Genomic DNA, 25,040 nt, shown 5'->3' with positions numbered 1-25,040 from the left:
TTATTTTCCTAAATTTGTAAGAGGTAAATAAGAAAACATACCTTTCAGATCATCAGTTACAACAACTTTGTCTACCTTACTGAAAATATTTTCCATAGTTTCAAGATAAATACGATTCTTAACGAGAGAAGGATTCTGTCTATATTCCTCATAAAGAGATAAAAAGCGATTTGCATTACCTTTTGCTTCATTTATTACTTCATTTTCATATGCTTGTGCATCTAATTTTATCTTTATCGCTTCACCCTTTGCTCGAGGTATAATATCATTATTATAAGCATATGCTTCGTTTATAGTACGCTCTTTGTCTGCACGAGCACTTTGTACATCTCTAAACGAACTGATTACTTTTTCTGGTGGATCAATTTTTTTCATTTGAACAGATAAAATCTCTATACCCATTTGGTATCCATCAAGAATCTGCTGCAATAGAATTCTAGTATCTCTAGAAATTTCTGGTCTGCCTTGACCAAGTGCAAAAGAGATCGTGTTTTTACCTATTATTTCTCTCATGGCACTTTCAGCAGCATTTTTAACACTGAAACCGGGTTTGTAATCCCGCACTTTGAATAAATAGTCCTTAGCATCTCTAACGCGCCATTGAACCTCGAAGTTAACGTTGACTATATTTTCATCTCCAGTTAGCATCACGCCTTCACCGCGATCTGTATCTCGCCCATAAGAACTACTTACCCCAATTTCTTCACGATTTACTTCCTTAACGTTCACTTTAAAAACCTTGCCAATAGGGTAGGGGAAGTGATAACGCAAACCAGGTGTTTCCGTATTAGAATATTTACCAAAGGTAAGTTCTATACTTTCTTCACTAGGATGGACAATATAAAAGCCAGTGCAAGCATAGAACAGCAAAATAATGAAAATGATGAAATAAGGTTTTTTGCCCCTGTTTCTGGTTAATCCATTAAGAAAGAACCTTATATCAGATACAGCTTTACTTAAAATATCTTCATTATTAGGAGTTTTGTTCCCTACCGGTTTCTTTCCCAGATTCCAAGGATTATTATCATCAAACATAATGATTGATTCTATAATTAATACGCTAATATTACTTCTTTAATAAGAAAATGCAAACATAAATTGCTATTTTATTTACAAATTAATCATCAGGATGGAAAACATGATCGTACACTTCCTTTTCTCTATGTAATATGGTCGACTCTATGGAATTTTCTGGCTTTTTTTTGAATTCTTTGTTGTCACTCTTTAAGTGCACTACGTCTTTGTGAAAATGGGAATTATACCTAAATAGTAAAGCTATTATTATTAAAGTTATAACAGCCAAAAAGATGAGTGTTCTTTTTCTATACTTCATAAATGCTGCAGCTTCTTGACCTAATTTTTTATGTTACCACAAAACACGTCAAGCGAAATTATTTGAAGACAAATAAATACTGGCAATCAATTTAACACTAACTTAAGAATCAAGGAATACAATTATAATATATTTAATTAATAGTGAGGTTTAAAATGTTACATAATGAAAAAAATTCAAATTCTGTTGGAACTCAACAAAACCAACCAGAAGATAGTTTTGATTTGAATAAAACGATGCAAAATCTACCAAATTCAGATATTGCTAATGATCCCAAGAAGCTAAAAGAAAGAATTACTGACCTGTTAAAAGGGGATACAGAATTCTCTAAGATGAAACAAGGAGATAAGATTCTTATAGTAAGTGCAGCAAGTGGATTATTTACGGCAGTACTACCACTTTTGGCAGTTGGTGCAACACTTGCTATACCAGGTGCTATAGTTGGTCTTGCTTTATATTTCGCTGTAAAAGTCGCTGTAAAAACAGTTCAATCTGGATATAAAGGGCTCAAGTGGTCAGCAGAAAAAACAGTTGATGGGGCAAAATATACTGCTGGGAAAGTTAAGGACTCATCAACATACGCTGCCGGAAAAGTTAGAGATGGTGCTGTGCATGTTAAAGATAAGGTGAAAGAAGGTTATGAACATTCAGTAGATTCACTGAAAAAAGGCGCTAGTTTTGTAGGCGAAGGAGTGGCAAATAAATTCCATAAGGCATCTGGTGAGACGGACTATTTAGATAAGGTAAAAAGGTTTACTCCAGATGCAATTAAGAAATCTGACGAAATAAGAAATGATATGAAAGCAATTTTTGCTGATAAAGGAAATAATTCTGGGTTAGTGAAAAATATACTTTCTGGAATATCGTCAGAAATTGATTTAAAAATGGCAGAGAAGGCAAAATCAGGGGAGATTGAACATACTTCTGGATGGCAAGTACAGAAAGAATTCATTAATAATTTAAATGAAAAAAGCTTGCATAACTTGTTAACACAAAGGTCATTACCTAAAGGTAGTTATTTCATCGACAGTGTTTTCTCTGAACATTACGATGAAATTAAGAAGGTTATTAAAGAATGTAGAGAAAATCATTTGTACTCAAGCGTAAGCAATATGTTTGACAGAGCAGAGAAAAAAGCTAACAGGCCTTCTGTCAAAAGTTTAACTAGGTCTGTGTCATCATCATTCTCTTCACTGGGAAGAAAAGGCTCTGAACAATCTAACAGCTTGTCAAAAAGCAATTCACTAAATTCTGTAAAGACTGACAGTACTGTTAGCAGCGAAGCGGAATTGTTAAATCCTGCGGAGCATAAAGAAGTAAAAGCACCTTCTTCACTTTGGGATAGGGTTTCATCACCTTTCAAAAGTGGCAAAAAGTCAGAAAAAACTTCTGAAGTTAAATATCAAGTTCTTTCTGAATCAGACACGTTGCCTAGAAAAATAGGAAATAGCACTTTTTACGTTGATACTCCTACTCCAATTGAGAATACTAATAAAACTGCAACAATAGGAGGAAGACCAGGAGTTGCACGACGTAATAGTAATAGCAACCTTACTAGGGTAGGAACTCCAGAAGTACCAACTAGAAGCGCCTCATTGACTAACTTAAATGGACAAAGTTCTTTCAGTGAAGATGTTCTCAGTGATCCTAAAGTAAACCAATATCTTGGTAATTCGAATAAAGGAACTCTAACTCGCAGTAATTCTTTTGATAGTGCAAGAGGTTCATCTGGTCCTTCTACACCAACAAGCTCATTAGAAAGATTGGAACAATCTTTCAGTAAAGATGAAGTTGGGGCAGCAATGGAGAAAAACTTAAAAGAATTTAGTTTAAGTGCTAAAACTGAATCTACATTACACAATTCTTTTAGTAATCGTAATGGTTCTGATAGTGGATTCAATTCACCAACTTCTTCTCCAACACATACAATGTTTACTGAAAATGGCAAGGCAAAAACCCAAGCTGACTTAAGAAAGACAGGTCATCTGGACAAACTGGTGGGACAGCCTTCTACGAAAGTAGCTGTTGACACTGACGTTCAACAGCAAGCTGCACAAACAGCTGTGAAAACGAACTAAACAAAGCTATCCACCTTCTCCAAAAGGATGTTACTCAATGAGTAACATCCTTTTTTGTTTTTAAATTATAGAAAAATCCTAGATCCCAGCGGTATGCGTACAACCGTATGAACATTGTGATTTCTCTGCTAGGAAAGGTGTCATTCGAGTAGCTGACACTTGGATGGCTTTGTTGCATCGCTCAAGTGAAAAGAACTGGCAGTTACTGACAAAATTCATTATAAATAGCCATTTAACTGTTGAAGAAAAAATATGCCACAAAAAATGAGAGTCAGTAACTGCCATGAATATAACAAATTTCTCCAAGAAAGAGGAAGCATTTTTTGTTATATCAATGACGCCATAGAAAATTGGTACGAGAATTGTCCAAAAATGCAGGGCGGCAACTATATTTATAGTGATAAAGTTGTGATTTTGGTGCATATAATCGTCAGTTTCTTTAGAATTGGTTTAAGACAAACAGTCGGGTTTATAAAAGGGTATTTGCAACAAATAGGAAGAGATTTGGAAGTTATCAGCTATTCACAAGCATCAAGAAGGTTTAAGAAACTTAATATTAAGATAAATGATTGCAGAAAATAATATGGAAGATATCGAAATTGCTATAGACAGTACAGGAATTAGTATATACAACAACACTCCTGGTCACAGCAAGGAAAATAGCACTGACAGAAAATATCGTGGCTATGAGCAAACGAGAAAATTGCACGTAATGTTGAATATAAACAACAAAAAAGCCATAGCTGTAAAATACAGTAACGGTGTCTACTCTGATCACTATGGAGCTTGTGATTTGCTAAAAGAAGTTGATTTTCAGCATGCCATAAAAGCACTATATGCAGATAGAGCATGTGATAGGCACAAGTTTTATAAGTTGTGTAACGAATATGATATAAAGACAAAAATTCCACCAATAAACAATGCGGCAGAACATCCAGAAATAGATTATATGTCTGACAGGAATGCTGCTATTAGGTTAATAAAATTATACGGTGAAGATGGCATGAAAGAATGGAAAAAAGAAGTAAATTATGGGAAAAGATCTTATATTGAAGGGTTTTTCTCAAGATTAAAGCAAATATTCGGATTTAGTTTTAGGAATAAATCTGAGATAAATCGAGAAAAAGAACTGCTAATCAAATGCTATTTGCTTAATAAATTCACTGATATTGGTATGGCTAAATTTGAGATAGTTACATGAATTTACCATAAATCACCATCTCATAAAGTGTGATGCAACAAAGCCATCCCAGTGTCAGCTACTTTCATGACACCAACAGTTGATATTGGTTTGTTGCTTTGCTAGCCAACTACTAGCTATGCCTCAAGTTTCCTATTCAAAATTTTCAATATCAAATCCAATTCATTTGGATTATCATACCGTATCATAACTTTACCCTTAGAATTGTTGTCATTAATTTTGATCTTTAAACCAAGTTGAGAAGATATAGCGCCTTCTATTACTGTCATATCTTGATTTCTAGTATATCTCTGCTCTTTTTGATTGTTGTTTTGATGTAGGTCCTTTATCAGTTTTTCAGTTTGTCTAACGCTTAAGCCCTGAGAAACTATTTTTTCTGCAATACTTTCCGCATTTTCAACATTAATCAACGCTCTTGCATGACCCATAGACAATTTTTTCTCATTGATCATTGTTTTCACCCTATCAGGGAGCAACAACATCCGAATCATATTGGTTATGTGGCTGCGGCTTTTGCCTATAGCTGAAGCTAATTCCTCATGTGTATAGAAAAACTCATCTATCAGTTTTCTGTAAGCTTCACCTTCCTCTATTGGATTAATATCTTGCCTTTGTATGTTTTCAATAATGGATACTTCCAAGCATTCCTTGTCGCTCAGATCTTTTATGATAACCGGTACACTATCAAGATTTGCAATCTTGCTTGCTCGCCAACGACGTTCTCCAGCTATTATTTCATAACCATCATCATTTGAATCTTTGCGTACCACGATAGGCTGTATAATGCCACTTTTCTTTATCGAATTTGCAAGTTCTCTTAATGACTCCTCGTCAAAATGTTTCCTCGGTTGAAATTTGCTTGGGTGCAGTAATGAAATAGGCAAATGCTCTTGTCGATCTTCTTTATTATCATAATTATCGCCTATGAGGCCGGCAAGACCTCTGCCGAGGCGTCTATCATCCTTCATACTACGCCCTCGCTTACTAGTTTCTTCTCCTTACAACTGCTCGCGTGCTTTTTTAAAATTTCCCTTGCCAAACTTATATATGCTTGTGCACCAGGACACTTAAGATCATACACAATAGCGGGTTTTCCATGAGAAGGCGCTTCTGATAACCGTACGTTACGTGGAATAACAGTCTCATACAATGGGATGATAGTTTTGTATACTTTATCATTTAAATACTGGCAAATATCGTTTTTAATCTGTTCACTGAGTTTGTTGCGCCTGTCATACATTGTTAACACTATCCCTTCTATTGCCAAAAAAGGGTTTAGGTTATTTCTTTTTATCAGCTCTACAGTTTTAACTAAATGGCTTAATCCCTCCAAAGCAAAAAATTCACACTGAAGAGGGACAATAATAGAATTAGCAGCAGTCAAAGCATTTATGGTTAGAAGCCCAAGTGATGGAGGGCAATCGATGATTATATACTCATAATTATCGCGTATCTTCTCTAATGCGCTTTTTAGCACAAATTTTCCTCGCTCAAGTTGCGATAATTCAATTTCTGCAGCTGATAAATCAACTACTGACGAAATTAGTGATAAATTTGGAATTTCCTTTATATTGAAAATTGCCGATTCTATCAATTTATTTTCGCTGCTTAGTAGTATTTTGTATATATTTTTTTCTTCCCTACTACGATAAGAAATCCCGAGCCCGGTGCTAGCATTTCCTTGAGGATCAAGATCTACCAATAAAGTGCTTTTTCCCACAGCAGCAAAGGCTGTCGATAAATTTATACTAGTTGTGGTTTTGCCAACTCCACCCTTTTGATTTACTATTGCAATAATCTTGCTCACGCCTTTTATCTTATGTATAAAATAATTCTATTGTATATATGCAAGAAACTTTTGCATTAGAAAATTTTTTTGTTGTTAACCACACTAAAATTAGACTGTCTTTTTTGCTTTGTGTAACACACTTTGAACCTTGTTTCCTAATTCATTCAGAGTGAATGGTTTTGGCAAAAAGTGAAAATCTTCTATATTGATGTCATCACTCTTTAAAAAAGCATCTTCTGCATACCCAGAAATAAAAATAACGTTGATATTTGGCCTATGGATCAATGCTTCTTTAACTATTTCTGGGCCGCTCACCTCTGGCATGATTACATCAGTGATTATAAGATCTATGTGTTGACTTTTTTTACTGATTATTTCTAGCGCCTCGCTGCCTATGCTTGCTTCTATTACATCAAATCCTTTTCTTTTGAGTGCTTTAGAGATGAATTCCCTTACTGAATCTTCATCTTCGATTAATAAAATTATACCATTACCTTTAATTTCACTTACTACCGGTTTTTCTGTTTCTTCACTATCTTCCTCTCTATCATTTTCATCTGATATGTAAACCATGGGCAAAAATATGCTAAATTTAGTTCCATGATTTACTTTGCTAGCAACATAGATGTATCCTTCAGTTTGTTTAATAATGCCATATACAGTAGAGAGGCCAAGACCTGTACCAGAGGTAATATCTTTGGTAGAAAAAAATGGATCAAAGATCTTTTCAGTTGTATCACTCGTCATTCCACATCCAGTATCAATTACTTCAATCACAACATAATTTCCATGTTCAATCGCTTCCTTGTCTGGAGAAAACATATCCTGAGGTGTAGAATTTAATGAGTCAATCTTTTGATTAAAGGTTCGTATAGTTAATTCTCCGCCCTTTTCCATAGCAGCACTAGCATTGACTGCTAAGTTAAGTATAACTTGCTCTAATTGCCCTTGATCAGCCCTAATAGCACCCAAGTCTCTACCATAATAAATATTAAATTTTATATTTTCACCTATTAATCTTTTTATCATTTCATAAAGATTAGCTATAGTATTATTTACATCAATAATTTTTGGCTGCAAGGTCTGTCTTCTTGAGAAAGCAAGCAATTGTCTTACTAAATTTGATCCACGCTTTGCATTTTGCTGTATCTGTATTATATCTCCAAAAGATGGGTCACCAGCTGAGTGTTGGAGTAAAAGCAAATCGCAAAATCCTATTATCCCAGTCAATATATTGTTGAAATCATGCGCAATACCACCTGCTAACTGCCCTATAGCTTGCATCTTTTGATAATGCTCAAGCTTTATCTCTAGGTTTTTGTGTTCAGTATTGTCAATAAAATAACAAAGTATGAAGATCATTTTATTATGAAGAAACTTATTGAAATATATTTTTATGTTATTACCGCCGTTGAGCTGTACATCAAAGGACGCATTATTTATTCTATTACTCGAAAAATATTCACGTATTTTCACATGATAACTATCCAATATCAATGTAAAGATTGAATTATTATCTGACCCTGCAAGCTTTATTAGTGCCGTATTTTTCTTTACAAAGTTGCCGTTTATGTCACATTGTGCAATAGCAATTGATGAATTTGCAAAACAAGGGTGTAATTGATAATCAACAAGATTTGATTCGGTTGGTGTTATAAAGCCATATATATAGCTATGGTTGTATTTATCACAAAATATAGCAGTGCTCATATAAGCCTTGAATGGAATACCACTTATAGTAAAAAACAAAATTTCATTATCGGTTATTGTATTGTTATACTTAGATTGAGATATAAAATCACTGATTGAGCTACCTTTTTCCAGTTTTTTCAGTTCAAATATGTCTAAAAATCTTTTATTTACAGATAAAATCACTCCTTTGGCATTTGCAATGTAAGTTCCTATACTGTGTTTTTCTATTAACTCTTCATATATCTGCTCCTTGTTTATCTGTGTTGCTTTTAACACAAAATACCCATCTGGCCTTGCTATTGGCACTAATGATAAATTTAAAATCTTATTACTATTTATAGCAATTTGGGGATTATCTGGTATTGGCTCAAAGAGCAAAAGAAAGTTAGATACTCTATTCTTCTTGTTTAAGGAAATGCATACCTGTACAGAAGAGTTATTTTTTAGTGCATGATAGAGTACTTTTTTGTCTGCTTCTGAAACATCTCCTATTTCAAGAATCTTGCCTAACGTAATGTCATCATCTATTATATGATCTTTAAACCTTTCGTAGAACCTTGCATCAGCATAAATAACACCCTCATCTTTATGTAAAATAAGGCAAAATTCTGTATTATGATTTAGTGCATTTGCAAATATTGCATTTTGAAATTCTATAGTATTAAGTAGGTATCTGTAGCGTTTTACATTATACATCATAAAGAGAGTTGTTAGAATGCTAACTAATAAATTAATCTCTATATTAATATGCTGACTATATATATCAAAAAAGTAGAGTATCGATATTGCTACTGGAGGTAAGAGCATAATAACTGCCATCACAACAATTGACATTCCATAATTTCTTAGTATGAAGTCAACCCTGTTCTCTTTTTTGTTATCTATGTATCTTTTACTCATTATTGTTACTTGGCATTGTTGTACATACGAAAATGTTTTATTATATTGATTTAATTATTATAGATTTATTAACGTCTTTGATAGATAATTATCATCCAAATCTAATTAAGTTCCTTAAATATCAGATATAACAATGTTAATAAGCTAGCGAGAGGGTATTATGGAAAAACAAAGAACACAAGCATTTAAATGGTTCTGTGCACTAAGAGATAAGATCATAGAATCTTTCTTATTAATTGAAAAACAATCATCCGCAGAGCCAAAGATCGAAAAGAGAAAGTGGGATCGCCCAGGTGGTGGAGGTGGTGAATCTACAATTATTTTTGGTAATGTTTTTGAAAAAGTTGGAGTAAACGTTTCAAAAGTACACGGAAAATTTGCAGATTCAGCCATCAATGAAATTCCTGGTGCAAGTGAAAGTAACGGAGAGTTCTGGGCAAGCGGTATATCTTTAGTGTCTCATATGCAATCGCCCCTTATCCCTGCAGCGCATATGAACACAAGGCTGATATATACTTCAAAACAATGGTTTGGTGGAGGAATGGATTTTACGCCAATATATAGAAATGAAGAAGATTGCAAGTATATTCATGAATCAATCAAAATGACATGTGATAGATTTGACACCGGATATTATCCAAAATTTAAAGAGCAATGTGACAATTATTTTTTCTTACAACACAGAAAAGAGCCACGTGGCATTGGTGGCATTTTCTATGATAATCTGAGTTCTGGCAACTGGGAAAACGATTTTGAGTTCACAAAAGCAGTAGGTGAAGCCTTTTTGGAAATTTATTCGCACGTCATACGTAAACATATGCAAAAATCTTGGACAAAAGAACAACGAGAAAATCAATTAATAAAACGTGGCAGATATGTAGAATTCAATCTGTTATACGATCGTGGCACAAGGTTTGGTTTAATGACGGACGGCAATCCAGATGCAATTATGATGTCAATGCCACCACTTGTTAAGTGGTTATAGAGAGCTGCTATTAGTAGAAAATAAATCATCATAGTTTAAAATTGCACCATGATAGTGAGCTTTTATATAGGGGGTATAATCATGGGCATAATAGATAATTTTTTAATTAAATCTGTCAAAAACAATGACATAAAAGGTGTTAAACTGACTCTAATTCTCTATGATGCATTAAATAGTTTTAGAAAATTCTTTTCAAAGACTATGTCTCTCAAGAATACAGGATCATTTGATATAAATAATAATCAAGCTTTAAATCAGGCTTTAGGACATGCTACAGATCACAAAATAATGGAATTGCTGATTAATCGTGGAGCTGATATCCACTCAATAGATGAGAATGGAAAGAATGTTATAATTCGTGTTATTGAGAGTTTAGCAGAATCAAAAAATCTAAAATTGGATAGTGAGAAAAACTTACCAGCAGAGATAATTCTTCACCCCACAGTTTCCTTTTTACTAGGAAAAGGCGCAGAGTATTATTCTACAGATGATTTGAATGTTGAAGCTATACAACAAAAACCTCCTAGAACCTCTGAATATGAGCCAATAACTATGTACGCTGAGGTGAACAACAATGTAATACCACCTCAAAAACCTTCTAGAACTTTTGAGTATAAGCCAAAGAGCACTAATTATGATGCTTTGCCTTCAAAAGAGCCAATTTACGCTGAGGTGTATGATGCTAAGGTTAGTAACTCATTAGGGGAGAATGGTTATTTGAGTGTATCAGAAGAATCTATTTATGCTGAAATATATGATTCACATAAAAATCCACTGAAAATTTATCATTGGAAGATAGTGGTTATTTGAGTATATCAGAAGAACCTATTTATTGCACTATAGATGATCTTTCAGAACAAAAAGCCTGCTAGCCTAAAACAGAAAGAGCCAGAACAGTCGTCAGAACCTATTTATGCTAGGGTAGATTTGTCCAAGAAAAGAGCAGAAAGAAAAGCAAAAGACATAAAAGCTAATTCTGGAACTTGCCATGGGTTAGTGCAAGATAAAGTGAATGATTGGCAAGTGAAGCTAAATGAGCTAAGTGCTAATAAGTCGATAAGTCAGCAACAGACTAATGATCAAAAAATTAAGACCAAGGCTGGCTTTAGTGTAGAAGAAATAAGGCAGAAATATGAGCGTAGAGATTCTGGCTACGATTCTGGCTATGATTCCGATACAAAAGTTGAACAACAATTAGAATTAGCTCCTAAATCTGAGATAGGTTCAGTGAGTATTGAGCATGGAGTAATAGGAGGCTGTTGATATAAGATTACTGATATATCCCTCTAACTATGTGATTCAAAATAATTGAATTGACTTTATATATGTAATCGATATAACCTAGTTAGATTCAAGTTGACTCTTTCGTCTAGTGGTTAGGACACCACCCTTTCACGGTGGTAACACGGGTTCAAATCCCGTAAGAGTCACTCAAATAGAATATAATTAAAGTTTTAAATGGGAAAAATTAGGCTTTATGTTGAAGAAGCTTTATCACAAGGCGTGAGTTTAGCACTTAATCCACAACAAAGTCACTATATTTGCAATGTAATGCGGCTTAAGAAGTATGATAATCTCTCTCTTTTTAATGGAAAAGATGGAGAATGGTTAGGAGAAGTAGTTAATATATCGCGTAAATTGACAAAAATTACACTCAAAGAATGTGCCAAACAACAGCAATATGAGGAAAATTTATACCTGTATTGTGCCATGGTAAAAAGTGCTGCTTTGAACAACATAGTAAGACAGGCAACTGAAATGGGAATAACTTGCATTCAATTTATTTCAACGGAACGTACAGTAGTAAAAAACATTAACCTAAGTAGAGCAAAATTACAAGCAATCGAAGCAGCGGAACAATCCGGTAGGATGAGTATACCAGAGATTTTGCCTCCTATTAACTTTTGCGAATTACCTGATTCCCAGAGTAAAAATTTTGTTTTATGTGATGAAACAGGTAAAGCTGATAAAGTGCTGAAAGGTAAGAAAAATGTTGCTATTATTGTTGGCCCTGAAGGTGGTTTTTCATCTTATGAACTTGATCTTGCCGATAAGTTTTGTCAAAAACTGAGTCTAGGAAAAAGAATTTTAAGAGTCGATACCGCTGTGGTTGCTGCACTAACTTTCACCAATTGGTGTAGCTAGATTTTTAAATATGGCTAAGATAAAGAAATCTGGTTCAGTGTTGCGCGCACAAAAACCCTGTAGACTTTCTACGAAGCAGTCTGTTGTTAAAGAGGAGCTAATAAAAAACATATTCTAAGATAATATTAAATCTCATATTATATTTTTTCTAAAGTAAACAAATGAATCTTGCATTTTGCCTGAGTTATTGATACTCTGAGTAAAGAAGTCGGGGCGTAGCGCAGCCTGGTAGCGCATTTGGTTTGGGACCAAAGGGTCGGGAGTTCAAATCTCTCCGCCCCGATGTTAGTATAATTGTAAGAACGCTGTAACATAAGAGTAATCTCCATCAGTAAGCAAGTAGCTGACACTGGAATGACATTATTCACCATGTAAATTATGGCATATTACATTTTAACGCTCAAGTTTATAAAATAATTGACAATGTTAATTTTCTAATTTATAAATAGATTTTGAAATGATTACCGAAGGAGGTATAGAGTTTGATAGAAGTATCAGTCCATTATGGTGATGTAGACAGAGCTCTTCCAGTATTGAAAAAAACAATTCAAAAGGAAGGAAGAGGGTTGAAAATGAAAAAACAATATCATGAAAAAAAATCAGAAAAAAGAGCTAAAAAGAAAGCTGAAGCTAAAAAAAAGAGGTACCAACAAGAGTGCAGAAGGCAGCGTTATGGTTGGTAGTTTGTACTCAGGTTAATAGTTTATCATTGGTTATTTTATGAATATTCACGAATATCAAGCGAAAGAAGTTTTGCATAAATTTAATGTCCCAGTGCCAAAAGGTTTTGTTGCTACATCTGCGGAAGAAGTAAAGACTCAAGTAAGTCAATTAAAATCTGACGTGTTTGTAGTTAAAGCTCAAATTCATGCAGGTGGTAGGGGTAAAGCCGGTGGCGTAAAGCTAGCAAAGTCAGTTGAAGAAGCTCAACAGTTTGTAAAGGACATGATTGGTATGACTTTAGTTACTCATCAAACAGGGCCAAGCGGGCAGCAAGTAAGAAAAGTGTACGTTGAAGAAGGCTCAAGCATTAAGAAAGAGTATTATTTAAGCCTGGTAATCGACCCGAAGCTCAGTAGGCCAATATTCATATTTTCCTCAGAAGGTGGAATGGACATTGAAGAAGTGGCGAAAAATTCTCCTGCAAAAATTGTGAAATTTGATATTGATTCTGCTACAAGTTTTGATAGCAGCAAGTTAAGCAGCAGTTTTGATTTGAGTCCAGAACAAATAGAAAAGATATCGAACATTGCAAAAAAAATATATGATGCGTTTATTGCAACTGACGCGAGCCAAATTGAAATTAATCCACTGGTTGAAACAAATTCTGGAGATTTTATTGCGCTCGATGCGAAAATTAATTTCGATGACAATGCTTTATATCGTCACCCAGAAATTATGGAACTTCGTGATTATGATGAAGAAGTGAAAGAAGAAATAGAGGCTTCAAAATATGGGCTCAGTTACATCAAAATGGATGGCAGTATTGGTTGCATGGTAAACGGTGCAGGTCTTGCTATGGCAACAATGGATATAATAAAATACTACGGAGCAGAGCCTGCTAACTTTTTGGATGTTGGTGGTGGAGCGAGTAAAGAAACTGTAACTGAAGCATTTAAAATCATATTGTCTGATAGCAACGTAAAAGGAATTCTGGTTAACATATTTGGTGGTATAATGCGTTGCGATATTATCGCAAGTGGAATTGTTGCGGCTGCAAAAGAAATGAGCATTAAAGTTCCTCTAGTGGTTAGATTATCAGGTACTAATTTTGAAGAAGGAAAAAAAATCTTAGAAGAGTCAGGATTAAATATTATTGCTGCAGATGAACTGGGTGATGCTGCACAAAAGATAGTAAAAGAGGTAAAATAAAGCATGTCCGTTTTAGTAAACAAAGATACAAGATTAATATGCCAGGGTTTTACTGGTGCACAAGGCACATTTCATTCAGAGCAAGCAATTGATTACGGAACGAAAATGGTGGGAGGTGTAACTCCTGGAAAGGGTGGTAGCACTCACCTTAATTTACCGGTTTTTAATACTGTAGCAGAAGCCAAAGAAAAAACCGGTGCAAATGCTACAGTTATATATGTACCTGCTAAATTTGCTGCTGCTGCAATACTTGAAGCAATAGATGCAAAAATAGAATTGATAATTTGTATTACAGAGGGCATTCCTATACTTGATATGGTGAAAGTTAAGCGTGCGCTTATCGGCTCAAAAAGTCGATTGATTGGTCCCAACTGTCCGGGAATTATTACACCTGAAGAATGCAAAATAGGAATTATGCCTGGCCATATCCATAAGCGTGGACACATAGGAATTATGTCTCGCTCCGGAACTTTAACTTACGAGGCAGTAGCACAAACAACCGCTGTTGGTCTTGGTCAATCCACGTGTATCGGAATTGGGGGGGATCCAATTCATGGTATGACATTTGTCGACTGTATGGAGCTCTTTTTAAAAGATGACGATACTCATGGTATTGTAGTTATTGGTGAAATAGGTGGAAACGAAGAAGAAGATGTATCACATTTTGTGAAAACAGAAAAAACTAAAAAGCCAATCGTTGGTTTTGTAGCAGGCCAAACGGCACCTCCAGGAAGACGTATGGGACACGCTGGAGCAATCATCTCCTCCAGCGGTGGAAGTGCTGGTGCAAAACTAGAAGTTATGCGGAGTGCCGGGATTGCAATTGCTGAAACCCCTGCAGTAATTGGTAAGAAGGTATTGGAAGTAATGCATCACTAGAATTAGGGTCACAAAAACCCTATATCACCGGTCATGAATACGTTATTTGCCCATTCGATTAATAACTTGCCTCCTGGTAAATTTACTGAAGTATGTTGGGCAACCAGATATCCACGTAGTGTGGATGCAACAAGTGCTGCACAGGCTGCACTACCGCATGATGCAGTAATGCCTGTACCTCTTTCCCAAACTCTTAAAGCTATTTCTCCAGACTTTTCAACTTGTGCAATACTAACATTAATTTTCCGAGGAAATAATGCGTGATTTTCTAGCTTTGGTCCTAAATTTCGCAATGGTATTTCACTTATGTTATCAACAAAAAAAACTATGTGAGGATTGCCAATATTTACTGCAACAGGATCTTTTAGCATTTCAAGCTCTATAGGTAAGTGAAGAGTGTCACACTCAGTAGACAAGGGAATTTCATGCCATTTTAGCAAAGGTTTACCCATGTTAACCTTTATGGATTTATCACCCACTTTAAAACACTCTAAAATGCGTTTGCTTGTTAGCTCAATAATGGAGTATTCAGAACCTTTTTCTGACATTATCAAATATCCAACACAGCGTGCTGCGTTTCCGCACATTTCAGCTCGACTGCCATCAGCATTATAGATATGCATAAAACAGTCTGCAGCATTAGACATTGTTATAATTATCACTTGATCACAACTGCTTTGATCAGCAATTTGTCTATGGTTCCAGTCTAAATTGTTTGTTGAACGTGAGTCTATGATAACGAAATTGTTACCAGTGCCGTGCATTTTGATAAAATTTTCAGAATTTTGGCCACTCATCATAAAAAAATATTTCTTCTATTGGTCTTCTTTTCTTCTTACTTGTTTCAGCACCCTCTTCTTCGTAACCAACCGCTATCACTGACATTACGTTAAAGTCATTGGGTATATTGAACTCTTTCACTATTTTATCTCTATCAAATCCACCCATTTGATGGGCCATTAAGTTCATAACTGCAGCTTGTAACATAAGTCCATAATTTGCTGCACCAGTATCATGATTAGCCCAAAGATTTTCTCCTTTACCTTGTTTACGGAAGTTTTTAGCACTTAAAGATATGATTAACACTTGTGCATCTTTTGCCCATTTTTGATTAGATTCATCAAGGCAATTTAGCAGCTTTTCCCATGCGCTTTGATTGTTCTGTTTGTTGCATATTACGTATCTCCAGGGTTCATCACCAAAACATGAGGGAGTCAGCCTTACAGCTTCCATTAAAATATCCATGTCTTCCTGAGATATTGCTCTTGTAGGATCGTATGAACGTCCGCTGTGTCTTGCTTTCATCAACGATAATAGATCTTGTTTACTCATCATTTTTAATTTAATAGTGCATAAATAATTCATTGTAGCACAATATAAGCAAAATTTAAATTGCAAAACCTCTCATACACATATATTACATTTAATAAGTTATTTTTATTGGGAAGGTATGTTTATAACACAATCTAGCAGCAGATCAACACTGGCTGAAATATTGTCTTGCGTTTTACTTTTATTCTTGATGGCTCAAATAAGCATACCATTGCAGCCTGTGCCTATTACATTGCAAACTTTAGGAGTAATGCTTATTGGGCTTAAATTTAACCGCAGAACAGCATTCTATTCTGTGCTTACATATCTATCACTTGGTGCAGCAGGATTGCCTGTTCTTGCGAATTTTTCTGGTGGTTATCACGCTCTTCTTGGACCAACCGGTGGATATTTAATTGGCTGTTTAGCTGCTGTTATGGTAATGAGCAAAGTAAATGAATTACTGAACTCTAAGTATAAATCATTTGTATGTAATTCTTTAAGTTGTCTGGCTGGTACAGTTGTAATCTTTATTTGTGGTGTTAGTTGGCTTGCTGTTTACTTGGGTCTGGGACAAGCAATAATGGTGGGTGTTTTACCATTTATCCTTCCTGGTTTGATAAAAATTTTTCTACTTGTAGCAGCTTTGCAATATTTGAAAAAATGATAAAATTTCGCCCTCATCATTTCATGTGCACCCTCGCGTTTCGGGGATATGGGTATTCTCAGGGTTTTGTAGAAAATTATAAAAGGATAGCAAGCAAAGTAATTAGTACTCAAATCGAAGTAGTTGGTAACCTTGATAATATCTGTAGTGCTTGTCCAAATCAGACTAAACAAGGTAAATGCACCACACAAGCTAAAGTTTTAGAGCTAGATAGAAGGCATATGGAAATTTTAGGAATTAAAATTGGCGAGACTTTAACTTGGAATGAGGCAGTAAAAAAGATTAGGGAGAAAATGTCTTTAAAGAAATTCGAGTACGCATGTGAGGGGTGCAACTGGCAGCCATATGGAATATGTAAAAATGCCCTTTTAAATCTACAAAGGTAGTTGACAAAATGTTAAGATAAATTGAAGCATTTTTGTGGAAATAAAGCGAAATATGGAAGACAAAAGATAAATGCATTCTGAAAAGCTACACAGCATGTTCGTCCCGCTAATTAATAATATCTTTATTATTGTATGAGATAGGTAATTTAGCATTTATGAATTTGTAATGTGTTACGCATAGCTCAAAGAAATAAGGTTTACTGGTTACACGCTGCAGCCAATGCCACAACACTAGGACCTATGTTTATCTGCATGTTAATTTGCGTTGTGATTTTATGGAGGTCTTCTGTTACCTATGCTAGTGAAAATTTGGAGATACAAAAGGCCTTCGATAGTGTTGTCAAGCATATAAAAGCTGATAAAAAATATAAAGATTTTGATGTTATTGAGAGAAAAAGTGACAAATTTAATATCAAAATTTCGCAGAATTCTGGCAAGAGTTTTGACATATACTCTACTTTAAAAAAAGCAAAAGATTCCTTTGAATCAGGAGATAATGAAGCAGCTATTTCTCTCCTTAATCAGATTATCGCAAAGTTTCCTTATCATAAAAATGCTTTAATTGGATTGGGAAATATTTATTACGCTAATAAAGAATACAAAAAAGCTGTAGAGATTTACACAAGACTGTTAAAAGAACACCCTAGTAACCCTTACATATTAAAAAATTTTCTGACGATAATCTCACAATATGATCCTGATCTGGCGTTGAGTGAAATGTTAAAATTGTATGATATACATAAAAATTATGCTCCTTTATTAGCAAATTTAGGTCTGATCTATATGAAAAAGGAGGATTATGTAAAAGGTAAAGAGTATATGATAACTGCTATTTCCCTCGATGAAAACAATATTTTTTATACTTATAATTTAGCTGTTATTCTAGATAAACTTTCAGATTTTCAAAATGCTACAATATTCTACTTAAAGTTGTTAAACATGGCTACAACTTCGAAAGATGTGAGTGAAAAAATACCTTTATACAAAGTGACAGCAAGACTAAAATTTATAAAACTTCACAGCACGCACCCAAAGATTTCATAAAAGCTTATAGCTTACCTAAAGCTAATTTATCGTATCTGTTCAAGGGAGTGGCTAATGTGCAAATATTGAAGCAAAGTGTGTGACACACAGCTGTACGAACATTTGTTTGCAAAGGTAATTTGCACAACAAATGCATAACTGTACGAACATTGTGATTTTGGCCCATCAGGAGGGTGTCATCCCAGTGCTTGACACTGGGATGGCTTTGTTGCATCGCTACTTATGAAAGGCTAACTATAGTTAGGATTATAAGCAACCTATTGAAAATCTTGTTTTTTTGCAATCAATCTGATCAAATTTAAGAATAGTAATTTGTTATTTATATTAATAAATTTAATTCTATTGAAAATAGCTAAAGCATTGAAATTCTTGAATTTTAGCCGGATTGGTAAATGGTAGTGAAATTTCTTTTACTCAAATTTAGGTATTCATTGACCGTTCTTGTTATAAATACCAGAATAATAAGCTAATGATATTCCCTATCTTTTTTATCTTTAATCCATCATAGCTAGCGATGCAACAAAGCCCACTGGGATCCAGGAATTTTATTAAGTTGGCGAGCATAAAAATAGCTGTTTTATGTAAAAATACAACGTTTTAATGATTATGAAAAAGCTGGATCCCAGTGTCGGCTACTTGGATGACACCATTTATTGTAAGGACTTACCTCACATTTACTCTATGATTATCTTTTTAGATCACCTTGTCTACCTATTTTGCCACTCTGCTGAACGGATACAATTTATTGCTATTTTTGTTTACAATAATAATATTGAGCTATAGAATTAGATCTAAAGGGGCAATTAGCTCAGCTGGTAGAGCATTTCGTTTACACCGAGGAGGTCGGCAGTTCAAGTCTGTCATTGCCCATTTGCTTAACTGAATGTTAGTATTATTAATTACTTCAATTAAAGTATAGAAAATGCAGGATAATATAGTACCAATCTCAATAGTAAAAGAGCTGGAAGATTCTTATCTTTCCTACGCAATGAGCGTTATCATAAGTCGGGCTATACCTGACGTGCGGGATGGATTTAAACCTGTTCACAGGCGCATATTATATGCAATGTCAAGAGCTGGATTCGATGCCGGTAAGCCATATAAAAAGGCAGCTCGTATAGTTGGGGATGTAATGGGGAAATATCACCCACATGGTGATGCAGCTATTTACGATTCCTTGGTTAGAATGGCCCAAGATTTCTCTCTTCTTTTACCACTTGTTGATGGGCAAGGTAACTTTGGTTCGATAGATGGAGATCCACCAGCTTCAATGCGATACACAGAAGCAAGACTTCAAAAAGTGTCGCACTTTTTACTGAATGATATTGATGAAGATACAGTTAATTTTAGGCCAAACTACGATGGAAATGAAACAGAACCAGTTGTGCTGCCTGCAGAGTTTCCGAATCTATTGGTAAACGGTGCAAGTGGTGTTGCAGTTGGTATGGCAACCAATATTCCTTCTCATAATCTTGGAGAAATAATAGATGCTTGTATATTATATGTAAATAATCCTGAAGTTACTTTGGATGAGTTACTTGAAGTGATGCCAGGGCCGGATTTTCCAACTGGGGGAACAATTCTTGGAAGGTCTGGAATAAGATCAGCATTTGCAACTGGTCGTGGATCAATTGTTGTGCAAGGCAAGACTCATATAGAAGATCTGCCACAAGATAGGCAAGCAATAGTGATTGATGAAATACCTTACCAGGTAAATAAAGTAAAATTAATTGAGAAGATAGGTGAGCTTGTAAAAGAAAAAAGAATTGATGGTATAACAGAAATTAGGGATGAGTCCGATAAGTCTGGTATTAGAGTAGTAATTGACCTCAAAAGAAATGCTGAAGCAAGTTTTATACTTAATCAAATATTGGGGCTAACTCCACTAAGAAGTAGTTTTAGTGTTAACACTTTAGTGCTCAATAACAACAGGCCTGCTTTGATGTCATTGAAAGAAATCATAGAGGCCTTTATTGATTTTAGAAAAGAAGTGTTAATCAGGAGAACAGAATTTCGTCTAAGAAAAACGAGAGAAAAAGCTCATATATATATAGGGCTCTACATTGCGGTCCTCAGCATAGATGAAGTGATAAAAATCATCCGCGGTGCAAAAGATCCTGCGGAAGCAAGTAGAGAACTTTTAAATAAAGAATGGAAAACTTCGAATGAAATCAACACTATTATCGAGTTGATTTCAGATAGCGCAAGTTTTTTGAAAGATGGAGTGTATAGATTAACTGAGCTACAAATTAAAGCTATCCTTGATATGAAACTGCAGCGTTTAACAGGCCTTGAAAAAGACAAATTAGAAGCTGAGCTAAGTTCAATGATCAACCTGATAAAAGAATATATCGCTTTTCTTGGCTCAGGAGAGAAGTTGATGAAAGAAATAAAAAACAATCTACAAGAAATAAAGAACAGATTTGCTGTGCCGCGAAAAACTTCAATAGAAGAGTCAGACGCGGACATTGAAGCTGAAGATCTAATTCCACAAGAGGATATGGTGATAACCGTAACTATGAATGGTTATATCAAGCGTGTAAAACTTTCTCACTACAGAACTCAGCGTCGTGGTGGAAAAGGAAAGCTAGGACAGGGATTAAAAGAAGAGGATGTAATCACAGAATTATTTGTTGGAAATACCCATACTAGCTTTTTATTCTTTTCTAACATTGGTCGAGTTTATAGATTAAAAGTTTATAAGTTACCTCTTGCAGAGCCAACCGCACGTGGAAGAGCACTTGTTAACATATTTCCGCTTAGCGATGGTGAAACTATAACTAATATCATGCCATTGCCAAGTGAAAATGACGAAAATCAAAACATAGTTTTTGCTACTGCCTATGGAAACATAAGGCGTAACTCCTTAGCGGACTTTCACTATATTCCAAGCAATGGAAAAATAGCAATAAAGCTCGATGAAGGAGACAAATTAGTATCGGTTAAGGTATGTAATGAAATTGACCATGTTTTACTTTCAACAACGCTTGGAAAAAGTATCAGATTTGTTGTAAGTGATGTGCGTCAATTTAAGAGTCGCAATTCAGATGGCGTAAGAGGTATCAAACTTGTAAAGAATGACAGCGTGATATCCATGACCATATTAAATGGGATAGGTGTAGCAACAGAAACAAAAGAACTTTACTTAAAAGTTCCACTTGCAAAAAGACTGGGGACTGCAATTAATAACTCCATTGATTCTAAATTGGAAAAGACTTTGAATGATTTAGGAATAGATAACGAATTATTCTTAAAACTTGCAGTGAATGAGGAGTTTATATTAACTATTACTGAAAATGGCTTTGGTAAAAGAACTTCTGCGTATGAATATAGAGTAACTAACAGGGGTGGTGTTGGTATCACCAATATTCTTACTACTAGCAGAAACGGTAATGTTGTTGCTAGTTTTCCAGTTGAGCAGGGTGATAATATAATGCTTATTACAGATAAAGGAAAGTTAATTCGCATTTCGGTCAATGAGATTAGAATTGCAGGACGCAGCACTCAAGGAGTCACTCTGTTTAAAACAGAAAGTAGAGAAAAAGTGGTGTCAGTAGCGAAAATTGAAGATCCTGATTCCACTGAAGATAGTATTTTTGAAGTTGAAAACTCTATCTCTTCTCAACCGTAGTACAGGTTAAACAAAAAGCGCAAGTTTTTGTTGATTAATACGCAGTATTTAAATTAAAATATATACTTATGGCTAAGTAAAGATCAATGGACAAAAATTTAACTAAAAATAAAAAACCACTGGCAAACAAAGAGGATAAAAAAACACCTCCTGTTAAAGACCTTACTAAAAATAAGAGTAGGAGAGATTTTATAACATTAACTACATGCGCTATGGCAGGTATAGGAGCTGCAAGCGGACTTTGGCCACTGGTTAAATCTATGAATCCTTCTGCTGAAGTTCTAGCAACTTCCACAGTGGAGGTGAATTTGTCTGGAATTCATGAAGGACACGGAGTAAAAGTAAAGTGGCAAGGTAAACCAGTATTCATTCGTAGACGCACAAAGCAAGAAATTGAGGCTGCAAGAGCTGTGAATGTGAAGAGCTTGAGGGATCCTCAATTAGATGAGCAGAGAGTATACGAAGGAAAAGACGAATGGTTAATTATGCTTGGAATATGTACACATCTTGGGTGTGTACCGGTTGACCACGCTACAAGAGATGGTAATGGTTGGTTCTGTCCTTGCCACGGTTCATATTATGATACATCAGGCCGAGTGATTGGGGGTCCTGCACCGAAAAATATGGCTGTACCTGATTATTTTTTTCCCAGTGAGAATGTTGTGGTAATTGGCAAGAAGGCTTAACGGAACTCGTTAAAAAAAACTCACAGGATCAACATCTATTATCACTGCAATACTCGAATTCAAGTTACAATTTTTAATCCAATATTTCAGCTTTTTTTGTATAGATAAACTGTGTTTATTGTGTATTTTTAATAATACCCTATGCCGATACTTATTGTTTAAAAAATTTATTGCTGCTGGTGATGGGCCAAGAATTTCAAATTCCTTTTTGTCTACACCTACATTTTTTTCCTGGATACAAGTAGTTAAGCTACTTGGATAACAAAGAAGAGATTTTACTATTTCATTCGCTGCTTTTTGTGTTGCAATCTGATTCTTACCACAAATTATAAGCGCTATTAATCTGCTAAATGGTGGCATTTTGGCTTCGCGTCTTGACTTAAGTTCGATTTCATAAAATGAGTCTCTTTTTTGATGCAGCAATGCTTTTATTATTGAACTTTCAGGATTATTAGTTTGCACTATTACCATTCCTTTTTCATTAAACCTTCCTGATCTGCCTGCAACTTGGTGCAATAATTGATACGTCTTTTCCGCTGCTCTTAAATCAGAATTTTCGAGGCTCAAATCTGCATTTATTACTCCAACCAAAGTTAATTTGGGAAAATTGTGCCCCTTAGCAATTATCTGTGTGCCGATTATAATGTTCACCTCTTCCTTTAACACCAAATCAATGATGTTACTAACCGACTTCTGATCGCTGCTTATCATCGCAGTTTTTGCGTTTGGTATTAATTTCACCATTTCTTCAAGTAACCTTTCAATTCCTATGCCGTAGAGGGACAATGGCTGTTCACTTTGGCAATTAGAGCATTTTTCTGGAAGTTTCAATTGATAAGAGCAGTGGTGGCACAAAAGAGCATTTTTTTTCTTGTGATATGTAAGCCAAACAGCACAATTTAAGCAGGAAATTTTATATCCACACTTTTTACAAATTGCCAGTTGTGCATACCCTCTGCGGTTTAGAAAAAGCATAACCTGCTGTTTTTTCTCTATGGTTTGTTTGATGCTTTCAAAAAGCTCAGAGGAGATCCATTGCTTGTTGTTCCTCATATCTACTACTTTAATGAGTGGCAATTCTGCACCACCAAATCGCTTAGTTAGCTTTACATGATTGTAATTCCCGTTTTTAACATGATGAATCGTTTCAAGCAGTGGAGTAGCTGATGATAAAATAATCGGAATATTTTCAAATTTGGCTAAGATTATCGCCATATCTCGAGCATTATATATAATTCCCTGTTCTTGTTTAAAAGATGAGTCGTGCTCTTCATCAACGATAATCAATTTTAGGTTTTTATAAGGCAAAAAAAGCGCTGACCGTGCACCAATAATTATCTGCGCATTTCCATTTGCTATATTGAGCCAATTATTCCGGCGAGTTTTTGGAGTGAGCCCTGAGTGCCATTCAACTAAGTTTTTTGATATCTGACCGCGAACACGATTTACCAATTGTGAAGTTAAAACAATTTCAGGTAGGAGGATTAAAATTTGTGTATTACCTTCTCCTGATGTCATTTCAACATATTCTGGTGTCATACTAGTACGTGGCAAAGACGGTATGCTAAATGTTACAGTGGGTTTTGCCTTGAGTATAAAGGTGTCATTCCAGTGCTTGACACTGGAATCCAGGAATTTTGATTGTAAATTAGGTATTGGTTTTAAGTTAAAACAAACATTTGTAATGAGGTTATATGAAAAACTGGATCCCAGTGTCAGGCTACTCGGATAACACCCTCTTGGTAGACCCAAATCACAATGTTCGTACAGTTGTGTCTCTGGGCACTGGGATGGTAAAGTCTGAGCAGCATTTGGAACGGCAGTGTAATTCTTAATCAATTGTGCAATCACAGAGAGATAAACTTCGGTTTTTCCAGATCCTGTCTCACCGTCAAGCAAAGTCACTGAATACTCGTTCAAATTGCTTATTATTTTATCACTAGCTATCTGCTGTTCAGGGCTTAATTGGCAACTTATTTCACTTGTTTCCTGCTTTTGTTCAACACAAACCAATTTATCTATGTGATTTACTTTTAACACTCCTCCCATTATCACTTTGGCAAGCATACCAATAGGTATTAAATTGTATTGTGCAACCCACTCTGCAAATGCAATCAATTTTGGTCTAATATTTGGTAAATCGATTTTTTGCTCAATAAATTTTAATTCTCGGTTACTTTTATCACTGTATTTCCAAACTATTCCGATTAAGCGTTTTTTGCCAAATGGCACCACTACGTAATCTCCAAGTAAAATCTCAGTATTTTCCTCAATTGCATATGAAAATAACTGATCAATTGGAAGTGATAGTAATACGTCAACTGTTTTTGCCATAGTGATTGAGTTTAACATTGTTTTAAAGAGCTTGTAACTTTATTAAGCCTGGCAATATAGATGAATCGGTACAGAGAAAATCTTAACGTTTAACACATTTTTCATAG

Annotated in this window: 20 protein-coding genes, 3 tRNA genes and 1 pseudogene; 17 read left to right on the top strand and 7 right to left on the bottom strand. The window is 35.1% G+C overall.

Going from position 1 to position 25,040, the window contains the following annotated elements:
• On the bottom strand, positions 1–1,035 hold the full coding sequence (gene hflK, locus HUB95_RS01120; RefSeq protein WP_006279849.1) for an FtsH protease activity modulator HflK: 1,035 nt from the start codon (positions 1,033–1,035) through the stop codon (positions 1–3).
• 453 nt (positions 1,036–1,488) lie between these two features.
• Here hflK and HUB95_RS06395 point away from each other — a divergent pair, with 453 nt between their 5' ends.
• Together HUB95_RS06395 and HUB95_RS01100 are read left to right on the top strand one after the other, a co-directional pair.
• Positions 1,489–3,411 (top strand): actin-bundling T4SS effector WalE1 family protein, encoded by a 1,923-nt coding sequence (locus tag HUB95_RS06395; RefSeq protein ID WP_338062221.1) that lies wholly within the window; start codon positions 1,489–1,491, stop codon positions 3,409–3,411.
• 252 nt (positions 3,412–3,663) lie between these two features.
• Positions 3,664–4,612, top strand: a pseudogene (locus tag HUB95_RS01100) (IS5 family transposase).
• 116 nt (positions 4,613–4,728) lie between these two features.
• On the opposite strand, the gene HUB95_RS01095 reads toward HUB95_RS01100, so the two are convergent.
• From HUB95_RS01095 to HUB95_RS01085, 3 genes are all read right to left on the bottom strand, one after another.
• Positions 4,729–5,580 carry a ParB/RepB/Spo0J family partition protein gene (locus HUB95_RS01095; RefSeq protein WP_209452451.1) on the bottom strand — a complete coding sequence of 284 codons (852 nt, stop codon included), beginning with the start codon at positions 5,578–5,580 and terminating at the stop codon, positions 4,729–4,731.
• Positions 5,577–6,419: a ParA family protein gene (locus HUB95_RS01090; protein ID WP_006280226.1), complete on the bottom strand. Its 843-nt coding sequence runs from the start codon at positions 6,417–6,419 to the stop codon at positions 5,577–5,579. Before HUB95_RS01090 ends, HUB95_RS01095 begins: the two co-directional genes overlap by 4 nt.
• A 90-nt stretch (positions 6,420–6,509) precedes the next feature.
• Complete coding sequence (locus HUB95_RS01085) at positions 6,510–8,993, bottom strand: response regulator (RefSeq protein WP_209452450.1); 2,484 nt, start codon at positions 8,991–8,993, stop codon at positions 6,510–6,512.
• A 160-nt stretch (positions 8,994–9,153) separates the two neighbouring features.
• Here HUB95_RS01085 and hemF point away from each other — a divergent pair, with 160 nt between their 5' ends.
• The 9 genes from hemF to sucD all read left to right on the top strand — a co-directional run bounded on the left by hemF (position 9,154) and on the right by sucD (position 14,874).
• A complete protein-coding gene (hemF, locus tag HUB95_RS01080) occupies positions 9,154–9,978 on the top strand; it encodes an oxygen-dependent coproporphyrinogen oxidase (RefSeq protein WP_015589449.1) in 825 nt (274 codons plus the stop codon).
• Positions 9,979–10,059: 81 nt separating this feature from the next.
• Complete coding sequence (locus HUB95_RS05965) at positions 10,060–10,788, top strand: hypothetical protein (protein WP_244662769.1); 729 nt, start codon at positions 10,060–10,062, stop codon at positions 10,786–10,788.
• Between the two features lie 33 nt (positions 10,789–10,821).
• Positions 10,822–11,241 (top strand): hypothetical protein, encoded by a 420-nt coding sequence (locus HUB95_RS05960; protein ID WP_244662768.1) that lies wholly within the window; start codon positions 10,822–10,824, stop codon positions 11,239–11,241.
• A 95-nt stretch (positions 11,242–11,336) separates the two neighbouring features.
• Positions 11,337–11,408: transfer RNA gene (locus tag HUB95_RS01070), tRNA-Glu, on the top strand.
• 28 nt (positions 11,409–11,436) lie between these two features.
• A complete protein-coding gene (locus HUB95_RS01065; RefSeq protein ID WP_015589447.1) occupies positions 11,437–12,123 on the top strand; it encodes a 16S rRNA (uracil(1498)-N(3))-methyltransferase in 687 nt (228 codons plus the stop codon).
• Positions 12,124–12,332: 209 nt separating this feature from the next.
• Positions 12,333–12,406, top strand: a tRNA-Pro gene (locus HUB95_RS01060).
• Positions 12,407–12,605: 199 nt separating this feature from the next.
• Entirely contained in the window at positions 12,606–12,806 is a 201-nt protein-coding gene (gene rpsU / locus HUB95_RS01055; RefSeq protein ID WP_006279819.1) for a 30S ribosomal protein S21, read from the top strand.
• 37 nt (positions 12,807–12,843) lie between these two features.
• Positions 12,844–13,995 carry an ADP-forming succinate--CoA ligase subunit beta gene (gene sucC, locus HUB95_RS01050; protein WP_015589445.1) on the top strand — a complete coding sequence of 384 codons (1,152 nt, stop codon included), beginning with the start codon at positions 12,844–12,846 and terminating at the stop codon, positions 13,993–13,995.
• A 3-nt stretch (positions 13,996–13,998) separates the two neighbouring features.
• A complete protein-coding gene (gene sucD, locus HUB95_RS01045) occupies positions 13,999–14,874 on the top strand; it encodes a succinate--CoA ligase subunit alpha (RefSeq protein WP_015589444.1) in 876 nt (291 codons plus the stop codon).
• Positions 14,875–14,882: 8 nt separating this feature from the next.
• On the opposite strand, the gene dapF is transcribed toward sucD, so the two are convergent.
• Together dapF and HUB95_RS01035 are read right to left on the bottom strand one after the other, a co-directional pair.
• Positions 14,883–15,671: a diaminopimelate epimerase gene (dapF, locus tag HUB95_RS01040; RefSeq protein ID WP_209452519.1), complete on the bottom strand. Its 789-nt coding sequence runs from the start codon at positions 15,669–15,671 to the stop codon at positions 14,883–14,885.
• Positions 15,652–16,239: a nitroreductase family protein gene (locus HUB95_RS01035; protein ID WP_006279823.1), complete on the bottom strand. Its 588-nt coding sequence runs from the start codon at positions 16,237–16,239 to the stop codon at positions 15,652–15,654. The genes dapF and HUB95_RS01035 overlap by 20 nt, the downstream gene beginning before the upstream one ends.
• An 85-nt stretch (positions 16,240–16,324) precedes the next feature.
• Between HUB95_RS01035 and HUB95_RS01030 the strand changes: the two genes are divergently transcribed.
• The 6 genes from HUB95_RS01030 to petA all read left to right on the top strand — a co-directional run bounded on the left by HUB95_RS01030 (position 16,325) and on the right by petA (position 22,599).
• Positions 16,325–16,852 (top strand): biotin transporter BioY, encoded by a 528-nt coding sequence (locus HUB95_RS01030; RefSeq protein ID WP_015589442.1) that lies wholly within the window; start codon positions 16,325–16,327, stop codon positions 16,850–16,852.
• Positions 16,849–17,238: a DUF1284 domain-containing protein gene (locus HUB95_RS01025; protein WP_006279825.1), complete on the top strand. Its 390-nt coding sequence runs from the start codon at positions 16,849–16,851 to the stop codon at positions 17,236–17,238. The genes HUB95_RS01030 and HUB95_RS01025 overlap by 4 nt, the downstream gene beginning before the upstream one ends.
• 168 nt (positions 17,239–17,406) lie before the next feature.
• A complete protein-coding gene (locus HUB95_RS01020; RefSeq protein ID WP_174516848.1) occupies positions 17,407–18,282 on the top strand; it encodes a tetratricopeptide repeat protein in 876 nt (291 codons plus the stop codon).
• Positions 18,283–19,079: 797 nt separating this feature from the next.
• Positions 19,080–19,152: transfer RNA gene (locus HUB95_RS01015), tRNA-Val, on the top strand.
• Positions 19,153–19,204: 52 nt separating this feature from the next.
• Positions 19,205–21,913 carry a DNA gyrase subunit A gene (gene gyrA / locus HUB95_RS01010; protein ID WP_141456691.1) on the top strand — a complete coding sequence of 903 codons (2,709 nt, stop codon included), beginning with the start codon at positions 19,205–19,207 and terminating at the stop codon, positions 21,911–21,913.
• 86 nt (positions 21,914–21,999) lie between these two features.
• A complete protein-coding gene (petA, locus tag HUB95_RS01005) occupies positions 22,000–22,599 on the top strand; it encodes a ubiquinol-cytochrome c reductase iron-sulfur subunit (RefSeq protein ID WP_209452449.1) in 600 nt (199 codons plus the stop codon).
• Between the two features lie 9 nt (positions 22,600–22,608).
• Here the strand turns inward: petA and priA are convergent, their stop codons facing one another.
• Entirely contained in the window at positions 22,609–24,951 is a 2,343-nt protein-coding gene (gene priA / locus HUB95_RS01000) for a replication restart helicase PriA (RefSeq protein ID WP_209452448.1), read from the bottom strand.
• Between the last annotated feature and the right edge of the window lie 89 nt (positions 24,952–25,040).

The organism is Wolbachia endosymbiont of Ceratosolen solmsi (assembly GCF_017869155.1).
In the GTDB taxonomy this organism is placed as follows: Bacteria; Pseudomonadota; Alphaproteobacteria; order Rickettsiales; family Anaplasmataceae; genus Wolbachia; species Wolbachia pipientis.
This window is presented reverse-complemented; position numbering and strand designations above follow the sequence as displayed.